Genomic DNA, 9,073 nt, shown 5'->3' on the forward strand with positions numbered 1-9,073 from the left:
GCGGGCGCTTGTCGTCTGGCGTACTGACCTTGCCCTAGTCCCGGGTGACGGTGCGATCGAACAACACCCAGTCGGCGGACATCATGTCGGCGGGTATGGCGCCTTTCGACACGCGCACACGTAGCTGCTCGCCCGTCGCCTCGGCAGCCAGCGATCCGCCCCACTTCTTCAGATCCTTGTGCTGCGAGGCCACCTGCACCGCGTCGGCCACCACCGAACGCACCCGATCCGCATCGAACCCCGGAGTCAGCGCGGCCAACTGCTCAGGCAGCGAGTCGGCTACCTCACCGAGACGCTTGCGATCCCCCAATAACCGCATCGACCACGAGGGATCCGTCCCGTTCCCCGGATCCCTCCACTCGAACTCGCCGAACTTCTCACCACCCCCAGGCCTCGGGCAATATTCCTTCCCCCCACGGGGTATCCGAAGCGATTCGACCGACCCGCTGACCACGGAGCCGGCGGCACTGCGCTGCGTCGTCAAATCCAGGCGGACCCCGTCTTTGCCCGAGGCTTTCAGACCGTAGTTCACCGGCAGCGCGGCGACGCCGACGGCGGCGCGGTCGCTCAGCAGCCCCGCCACCGTTTCATGGACCTGCTGTGCGGACATGCCCGGCGAGAACACCGCCGACGACCTCGGCGACGGGTCGACCGGCTCATGCCCACCTGCTGGTGGCCCTCCGAGACTGGACTGCTCGATCTGGCGTCGACCTTGCAGGTCTTGTTCGGGCATCGTCTTGCGCGCGAACTCCTCCAGAGTCTCAGCAGTCTGCCGAATCCGCTTTTCCGCCGCATGGGCGGCGTCGGGGATGACGTCCCTGGACAGTGGTTCGACCACACGCTTACGGAACCATTTGCCGAGCACCACGAGACCACACCTCACTCGGAAAACTGCTGGACCATAGGATCATTTGTCTTGACAGCGCGGCACATGACGGTGACTTGGGGAGTCGGCCTCTTCGGAGCGCCGCGCCGTCGGTCGGTGCACTCGCGCGGGCACCGGTCGTTACATGAGCGCATAGAGTGACAGCGTGATGACGATGCTGCTGAGGACTGCGCTGGCGACTTCCACGGCGAGGTAGCCGCCGGAATAGGTTTCCTGCATCCACAGCGCCCACACCGGCGCGCAGACGCGTAATGCCGCGAAGAGGATGGCCAGTGTCAGCGCCCCGGTCAGTCCGTTCATCGGAAGTAGCGGATGCAACCACGCGTATCCGATGGTCATGATGTAGGCCTCGAGCTGCGTACCCAGGAAATGCGCGGTGAACCTGCGCAGACCCGGGCGGTTGCTCTGTCCGGCGACGTTGGTTCTCTGGTGGTGGGTGTGGATACGCGCCACCCACGGGTTCGAGTAGAGGACCGCCATTGCGGCAGTGCTGACCAATCCCGCGACCAAGCCCCACACGACAATCTTTATGGCGAGCATCTTCCCCGTTCCGATGGTTCATCACGCGACCGCGCATAGCTGCGGTGACACCAGCCACACTCCCACGCCCCCCACACCAGCGGCATGGGGGAAATGCCTACGCATCAATCCAACAACCCAGCCGCTGTTGCGTTGGATGCCCGGTACACCACCGCGCAAGGCTTATCGCGTGGCATCGAGCGGCACTCCCTACCCCGGCGGACCAACGATCCGGCTTGCCAGTTCCGGTGCGGCGGCTCACCCTTGTGGCCATACCCGCGCGAAAGAATATGTCGACCAGGTCACTTTGTGCAGTTGCCCGACCTTGAGTTTTGTCGCGGCCTCGCAACCCAAGAATCGGGCGACCAGCCAGTTGACTGGAAGCTCGGCTGATCTTGCGCCCATGATCGGCGTTCCAGCCAACGAAGGCAGTGCCGCGGTGAGATCAGGCTGGCCATTGCGGGCCGGCGTCGGCGAGCATTAGTACTCCAGCAGTAGATCGTGACCAGGGCGTGGCTACCAGGGAGTAGAGCGGCCACCACGTGATCATGTCGGATTTGTGTTTACCCCAACGGATTTCGTGGTGGCCGCCAGCTACAGCGTAGCGGCCGACCGGTGGCAGGCGCATTTCGATGACCTGATGGCTCGTGTCGCGGGACGGTTCACGCGGGTCGAGTCCCGCCGCACCGCACGTAGGATGGTGGCGGGGTTGGCCTCCGAGCTGCCGAACAAGAACTGTTGGACCCTGTCTGAGCAGGCAGGCGACGACACACCCGACGCGATGCAGAATCTGCTGTCACGGGCGAGCTGGGACACCGAAGGGGTGGGTGCGGACCTGCGCGGCTACGTAGAGGAACACCTCGGTGGGACCGAAGCGATTTTGGTGGTGGACGAAACGGCTACCTCAAGAAGGGAACCCACACCGTAGGCACGCAACGGCAATACACCGGCACCGCCGGAAGGATCGAGAACTCCCAGGTGGCGGTGCATTTAACCTATATCACCGACATGGGCCACACGTTCATCGACCGAGCCCTGTACCTGCCGAAATCCTGGACCGAGGACACGCAGCGGTGCACTGCGGCCGGAATCCCGGACGACACGACGTTCGCGACCAAACCCGCCTTGGCCACACGAATGATCACCGAAGCCCTCGACGCGGGCGTGCCCGCCCGATGGGTCACCGGAGACGAGGTCTACGGCGCCGACCCGGCCCTGCGCAAGGAGCTGGAGACGCGCGAGGTCGCATACGTGCTGGCCATCGGCCGTGATCGACGCCTCGACACAGCGACCGGCCCGGCCCGCCCTGACACACTCGCCGCTGAACTGCCCAAACACGCGTGGCAACGACTATCCGCCGGTGACGGCGCGAAAGGCCCCCGCGTCTACGACTGGGCGTGGATCGACGTCAACACGGACACCGCCGCCACCGGGTGTCGATGGTTGCTGCTCCGCCGCAACCCCAACAGCGGTGAACTGGCCTACTACCGCTGCTACGCGCCGCACCCCGTGCCGCTGTCGGCGTTGGTCGCGGTGGCGGGGCGACGCTGGGTGGTGGAAGAGGATTTACAATCCGGCAAAGGGTTGGCCGGGCTCGACGAACACCAGGGCCGCCGCTGGACCTCCTGGCACCGCTGGACAATGCTATCCATGCTCGCCCTGGCGTTGCTGACCGTCCTCACCGCCCGCGAACGAGCCGCCCAGCCCGCACCCGAAGGGCTGATCCCCTTGACCCGCAACGAGATTCGACATCTCTTCGTCACATTCCTTATTCGACCGATCCTCGACATCGGCCTCAAGTTGCGCCGATCGATCTGGCGACGACGGCACCAACAACGCGCCAAAACCAGTCACTACCGGCGGCGATCCGAACAGGCGCGAGTTGCTCGATAGGGAGATTGACATGACCCGGGACTTCCACGAGGCAATGCGGCTCATGCGACGCCACGACCCGCAGAGCCGGGAGGACGGGTTCCACCTACTGCTACCCAAGGCCGCCGATCACCTCGACGAACTCAGAGAGCAGTTCGAACACGAGCACGACGATCACGGATTGCGATGCTGGCTGCTCGAACTGATCGGGGAAACTCGATCTCCGGCGGCCTTGCCGACACTCGACGCCCAACTCAACAGCTCCGAGGAGTCGCTACGAGACTGGGCTGTAGTCGGATTGACCAAACTCGACACCCACGAAGCCCGGACCCTGCTCTGGAAAGCCCGAGCCAACGGCACCATTACACAACCAAAACCACGATCTACTGCCGGAGTACTAGTTCTTCGACGCAGCCTTCGCCCCATTGTAGGTATGCACGCAGCACTACCTCGGTATCCGAACGGGTCCGGAAATTGTGACCAAGCGCACTAAAGCCTGCGCCTCAATTCCGGGAAATTGTATACTTCACCGCTGTATGTCAGGGCGACTGCGCAGTTTCCAATGGTCTCCACCATTGGTCGCATGCCACCGGCACGATCGACGATAGATAAACGAGTGTGCCCAAAAGCGGCATTGCTTTCACCCAGAAGTTGAAGTCATATCGTCCCAGAGTGAGGCATAGCAGCGAGGGCATACGACTGGAGTCGTCTATCAAAGATCGAGAACGACATTCGTCAGCGCGGTCGTATTCCTGCCGTTCAATAGTTAGATGGCAAGCGCTTCAGTCCAACGGAGAGCAGGTTGGCGAGGTCCCCGTAAGCAGCGGCTTCGATATAGAGTTCAGCGTGGACGGCCCGGGCCACGCGGACGGGCTCGTTAGCCAGAGCGATGTAGGACCGCACCGTCAGCAACGCCAGTCTGTCGACGACACGTCCCACAGTTTCCACGTGTATCGGCGCCGTTGGTTTTGCCGCCGGTACAACGAGTTCGACCCACTCATCGATCGAAGCGACCAGCTGGTCGCGACGGACGCAGACGACCGTATCGATAAGTACGGCCCAATCCATGATTCGCCCGAGTTCGTGGTACCTATTTCTTTCGATTATGTCATCAACGCCGAGAAATAAATTGGTATGCGACTCATAGAGAACTGCCAGTTCACGCGCCGAATCAAGAAGAAGGTTGCCCGGAAGCGGGAATCCGCGACATGCCGCCAGTACCGCCTCCTTACTCGGCAGGTACTTGCCATCGTGCACACTACTCACCGCCGACTCTCCGGGGCGACGCCGGGGGAACCGCGAAAACCAGACGACAAGCTGGCACCGAGCGACCACCTCGCGGAGGCGACATAATCGAACCGCGCACCGGTAATCGGGAGTTTCAACACAACATGACGATCTCACGACCACACCGCACGGGATATGGGGCAAATGCCTACGGCTGGCGTTCCTGGCAGCCTCTGCTGCGCTTCGTTCGGGAAGAGCGACGCACCATATACCCGTCCGACCCTTCCGAATCGAGTGGCACGCGAATTTCATCGATCCGGAAGGGTCAGCCTGCGGTGCGTCACAGCTCCTGCCGGGCCCAGTGCAACACCAACAGCAGCCTCGTTCCGCAGCCCAGTACGCGCCACGAGGCTCATTACCAGCGCCCAGCGGGGCACCAGCCACCTCGTGGACTCAGACAGCTGATGACCAGCTGTCTAGAGATTAGCTGAGATCGGCGCCGAGAGCAACAGCGACAGCCAACTGATGACCCGTTCTTGGGGTGACTGCCGTACACTTGCCAACGTGCTCCCCGATGTGCCCACAGCCGGAAAGCCGATGCAAGCCGAACTTACTCCGATCCGCAAGCGGGGCCTGGTCGACGAGGTGGTGCAAAGGCTCGAACACGGCATTCGGAGCGGGGCTTTCGAAGTCGGGTCTAAACTGCCCGCCGAACCCCAGTTGCAAGCCCAGCTCGGTGTCGGTCGGACTACCGTGCGTGAGGCCGTCAAGGTTCTCGCTCACGCGGGATTGCTTGAAGTCAAGCAGGGTGACGGCACCTATGTTCGAGCGGCTGCTTCCACTTCCCACGAACTCGTCGAGCGATTGAGCCGAGCCCACACGCGAGATGTCCTCGCTGTGCGACGGGCACTGGACTTCGAGACAGCTCGATTATCCACGCTCGCACGGAGTGACGACGATATCAGCCGTATGAGTGAGCTCATCGCAGGTCTACACGAGATTCTCGCCGCACCGGATCTCGGTTCGCGCAAGTTCGCCGAAGTCGACGCACAACTACAACTCGCCATCGCAACGAGTACGCACAACCCGCTCTTGGTCGACCTCTCCACGTCGTTCGCGATCGCTATGCGACGCGTTAGCGAACAACTGGCCGCGATCCCGGGAGCGATCGAGATGTGTACAGCACTCCGTGAACGCACGTTCCACGCGATCAGAGATCGCGACAGACTGAGCGCGCAGGAGTCGATGACCCAGTATCTGGATTGGGCCGCTTCGAAGCTCTCCGAATTGGAACTCGGCTCGGCGGCGACGTGAAGGCGAACTTTCTTCGCCTGCTGCGTAGAGGGCCGGACGTCTACTTGGTGCTATACCCACAGGTTCACCGGGTGGCCCGAATCGCTCCTGGACGCCTGGGTGTGCCTGGCATGATCGCCGACACGTTCGAAGCGAAGCTGGATGTGCTCTCGCGGATGGCGGCCGAGCACACGGCCTTGCCATTCCCTCGGGCTTCCGCAGCCTGGACATCGAAACCCAGGACATGGTGATGCTCGATGCGGACGCCTACGCCTACGCCACGAGCGTCCTCGAGGGACCTCTCACCGAACGACACCGCGCATGCCTCACGCGGCTGACGGCAGTATTCGACAACGTCCTCTTGGCGATCGAAGACGAGTACGCGATCAAGCACTACATGCATGTACTGCGACATGGCCGTGCTGGCCGCCGAGGTCGAAAGCCTGAGTGCGAAATAGCCCCTGACCGTGAGCAGTCGGCGGCACAGTCCCCGAGGCGGTTGGATATGCGGTGATGTCCGTCCGATCGTCGGGGTGTGGTGGCCAAGCCTGTCCGTGTGCGCAGGTTGACCGGCCAGGAGGGGCAGGAGCGCAGCAGATCGTGCGCCGGCGCAGCACCAGTTCGGTGAGGTTCCGGAGCGCGACGACGCTGTTGGCCTCGGTCAACGGGTAACGGGTGCCGGTCATCGCCAACCGGTGCAGGCCGACGAGGGCACCGTCCGTGACGTGATCCAGCAGCGAACCTGTTCTTCCAACTGGTCTCCAGCCGCTACGAACACGCCTCGCTGATCCTGACCTCGAACCTGCCGTTCTCCAAAGCGCACTTGTTCGCGCGAACATGTGCGTAGTGACTCCGAAATATCACTGGTTCGGCCGGGCTCAGGTGGGTTCGCTGTGTCGATTCGTGTGCCAGGCTGTCCGGAGGGCTTCAAGTTCGGAGCGAGGGAAGTGTTGCGTCCATTTGCCGCGGTATCCGCTCTCGCCGTACTTCGTTGCTACCTCGTCGAAGCAGCGGATTACTGACCGTCCGAGGGTTTCGATGGTCTGCCAGCTTGACCATATCTCGATGCCGGCGTTGTCGTGTTTGCGACCGTCGGGCAGCTCGAGCACGCGAATCCATACGGCGTTGCCTTCACGATAGAAGATCCAACGGAAGGCTGTGGGTTCCGCCTCGAACTGTGCCCGTGTTTCTTTCTCGCCAAGTACGACTCGCGCTACAGCGGTCAGAAGGTCCTCGGGAGCGTCGGTGATGCATGAGGCGGTGACCTCGACTTGTGCTTGCTGGCCTGTGACGACGACGTCGGCCCACCCGGTGCCGTTGAGGTTCCACGTCAGCGACATATCGGCCATGGCCGCCCTTTCTGGAGTTTCGTGGTTTTCTGGAGCACGTTATGGATTCGGCAGCCGAGTCGAGTCGACATGGTCTGCCAGGTAGATCATCGTCGCCTCTGGTGTCATCCCGAAAGCGGCGGCCACAAGTTTCGGGTCCATCATGTTGACCAGGCCGATCAGCCGGGTGCTGCGGATCATGCGCGGCCCGAACCCGCACGCGTCGAGGACGTGGCTGAGATAGGCGACCGATGCCGGTGAGCGTCCGGCTTTGGTTCCCTTGGTGACAATGACGTGCGGGTTTGCGGTTCCCCATGAGTCGCGATGGGCGAGACAGCGCCCCAATACCGCCCAGCTCGCAGGATCCATCGGGACCGGATGAGGTCGATCGCCGAGTCGGACGGTCCTGTGCCGCAGGTCGATGTCATCGCAGCGCAGCAACCGAGCCTCGCGGCTGGAGCCGCCGTGCAGGAGCGCGAGGATGCCGACCAGAGCCACATGCGGTGCACGGCCCGGAGCGGTCGTCCACCGACGGAACAGTCCGCGCTGCTGTTCGAGTGTGAGCGTGCGTCCGGACCACACGAATCTGCCCTGTTCGTCGGCCAGACTGGCCTGATGCGCCACACGACAGGCGACATCGATACCCAGCCATGTTCCCAACGACACGACCCCATTTCTCTCGGTGGCTTCCGGAGTCCGGCGTGAACACCCCTGCCGCGGGGTCGATGCCGTACCAGACATTCACCAACAGGGATCGTGGCGACGGGGGTGATGCTGACCGTCACCGCGTCGCCGGGTTCCTAACAGGACGCACCTCACCCGGCGATGCCCCTGCAAGCCCCACGATCAACAGGCAAGAGGCACAACCCCGATCGGTGAACCAGTGGTGGCATGCAGGCGCCGGAGACCCGAATTCTCACCCAGCCGGCCGCGCCGGGCGAGGGCTTCGAGCCCGTCACCAAGTTTGAATGTCGGTGACGATCCGCTCGATCCGGGTGATGCCGTGAGCGGCGAAAAACGCCCTGGCTCGGAATACGAAACCGATCGCGGTGATGGCTTTCTCGTCCGGCAGGGCCTCGGTGTAGGCCAAGCGGGAGTAGCCGTCGACCGCAGTGTGCAGGAACGAGTATCCGGGCCGGCAGCGCTTGGCCGCGGCCCGGGCGGCCAGGTCCTGGGTCGAACCTCGGCCGTGGACGCGCCAGCCGCCACCGTCGGGGATCCGGCCCACTTTCTTGATGTCGACATGCACCATATGCCCCGGTCGGCGGGCGATGATGCGGCGCGGCGCCCGGATCGGTTCGCCGTTCGAGTCCAGGAAGCGACGCCGGTTCAGCCCGAGCTGGGCCAAGTGACGGCCGACGGTCCGCACCGATACGGCGGTGCCCTCGGCGGCGAGTTCCAGCGCGATCCTGCGTGCCGACCACTTCCTGGTCCTGCGCAGCTGCTCGATTCGGTTGACCAGTTCCAGTGGGATCGTTGTCGGCGACCGGTGCGGCGCCGAGGATCGATCGAGCAGGCCGAGCTCGCCGAACCGGCGGAACCTGTTGACCCACTTCGAGGCACATTGCCGTGAGATGCCCATCTCAGCGGCGACATGAGAGATCGGGCGGGTTTGGCAGCGGTGCACGAGCCGGTGGCGGCCCTCTACAGTGAGCGGGGCATTACGGTGAGACACGGCGGTTCTTTCGTTCTATGGCTGATGTGTGAGTTGGCGCTTCACATTCTGCCGCCGAAAGAACCGCCCCTTTCAGCCCACCCCGCACCCCGTGCCACCAACGTCACGACCCGCAACGACTAGATCTACCCCTCATCGGGCATGTAGCGACGCGCTCTAGAGCTCTCCCTTGGAAGGTTGCGGTTGTGGTTCATTGCTGCGGCTACGCCGGCGCGGGTGGATGTGCCGAGTTTGGCGAAGACTCGTGCGAGGTGTTTTTCGACTGTTTTGGGG

7 protein-coding genes and 4 pseudogenes are annotated in these 9,073 nt (G+C 63.1%); 3 read left to right on the top strand and 8 right to left on the bottom strand.

What is annotated here, in order from left to right:
• Positions 1-34: 34 nt before the first annotated feature.
• The gene (locus ABZW96_RS33190) at positions 35-868 is read right to left on the bottom strand and encodes a hypothetical protein (RefSeq protein WP_355080222.1); all 834 of its coding nucleotides are present in this window, start codon (positions 866-868) and stop codon (positions 35-37) included.
• A gap of 138 nt (positions 869-1,006) precedes the next feature.
• Positions 1,007-1,426 carry a hypothetical protein gene (locus tag ABZW96_RS33195; RefSeq protein WP_355080224.1) on the bottom strand — a complete coding sequence of 140 codons (420 nt, stop codon included), beginning with the start codon at positions 1,424-1,426 and terminating at the stop codon, positions 1,007-1,009.
• Positions 1,427-2,045: 619 nt separating this feature from the next.
• Between ABZW96_RS33195 and ABZW96_RS33200 the strand changes: the two are divergent.
• Positions 2,046-3,298: pseudogene (locus ABZW96_RS33200) on the top strand (IS701 family transposase).
• Positions 3,299-3,660: 362 nt separating this feature from the next.
• Here the strand turns inward: ABZW96_RS33200 and ABZW96_RS33205 are convergent.
• The 3 genes and pseudogenes from ABZW96_RS33205 to ABZW96_RS33215 all read right to left on the bottom strand — a co-directional run.
• A pseudogene (locus ABZW96_RS33205) lies at positions 3,661-3,726 on the bottom strand (hypothetical protein); the annotation flags it as partial.
• A 40-nt stretch (positions 3,727-3,766) separates the two neighbouring features.
• Positions 3,767-3,862 carry a hypothetical protein gene (locus ABZW96_RS33210; protein WP_355080226.1) on the bottom strand — a complete coding sequence of 32 codons (96 nt, stop codon included), beginning with the start codon at positions 3,860-3,862 and terminating at the stop codon, positions 3,767-3,769.
• A 174-nt stretch (positions 3,863-4,036) separates the two neighbouring features.
• Positions 4,037-4,543, bottom strand: coding sequence for a DUF4254 domain-containing protein (locus ABZW96_RS33215; protein WP_355080227.1), 507 nt, complete (start codon positions 4,541-4,543; stop codon positions 4,037-4,039).
• A gap of 525 nt (positions 4,544-5,068) precedes the next feature.
• Between ABZW96_RS33215 and ABZW96_RS33220 the strand changes: the two genes are divergently transcribed.
• A complete protein-coding gene (locus tag ABZW96_RS33220; RefSeq protein WP_355080229.1) occupies positions 5,069-5,818 on the top strand; it encodes a GntR family transcriptional regulator in 750 nt (249 codons plus the stop codon).
• Between the two features lie 712 nt (positions 5,819-6,530).
• Positions 6,531-6,614, top strand: a pseudogene (locus ABZW96_RS33225) (ATP-binding protein); the annotation flags it as partial.
• 61 nt (positions 6,615-6,675) lie between these two features.
• Here the strand turns inward: ABZW96_RS33225 and ABZW96_RS33230 are convergent.
• From ABZW96_RS33230 to ABZW96_RS33240, 3 genes and pseudogenes are all read right to left on the bottom strand, one after another.
• A complete protein-coding gene (locus ABZW96_RS33230) occupies positions 6,676-7,146 on the bottom strand; it encodes a hypothetical protein (protein WP_355080231.1) in 471 nt (156 codons plus the stop codon).
• 39 nt (positions 7,147-7,185) lie between these two features.
• Positions 7,186-7,791: a hypothetical protein gene (locus ABZW96_RS33235; protein ID WP_355080233.1), complete on the bottom strand. Its 606-nt coding sequence runs from the start codon at positions 7,789-7,791 to the stop codon at positions 7,186-7,188.
• A gap of 304 nt (positions 7,792-8,095) precedes the next feature.
• Positions 8,096-8,800: pseudogene (locus ABZW96_RS33240) on the bottom strand (leucine zipper domain-containing protein); the annotation flags it as partial.
• Between the last annotated feature and the right edge of the window lie 273 nt (positions 8,801-9,073).

Origin of the sequence: Nocardia sp. NPDC004168 (assembly GCF_040610355.1) — a bacterium.
GTDB lineage: Bacteria > Actinomycetota > Actinomycetes > Mycobacteriales > Mycobacteriaceae > Nocardia > Nocardia sichangensis.

Excerpts from the sequence above, each read along its gene's own strand:
- ABZW96_RS33195 (WP_355080224.1), bottom strand. The coding sequence starts at position 1,426 with ATGCTCGCCATAAAGATTGTCGTGTGGGGCTTGGTCGCGGGATTGGTC.
- ABZW96_RS33210 (WP_355080226.1), bottom strand. The coding sequence starts at position 3,862 with ATGCGACCAATGGTGGAGACCATTGGAAACTGCGCAGTCGCCCTGACA.
- ABZW96_RS33230 (WP_355080231.1), bottom strand. The coding sequence starts at position 7,146 with ATGGCCGATATGTCGCTGACGTGGAACCTCAACGGCACCGGGTGGGCC.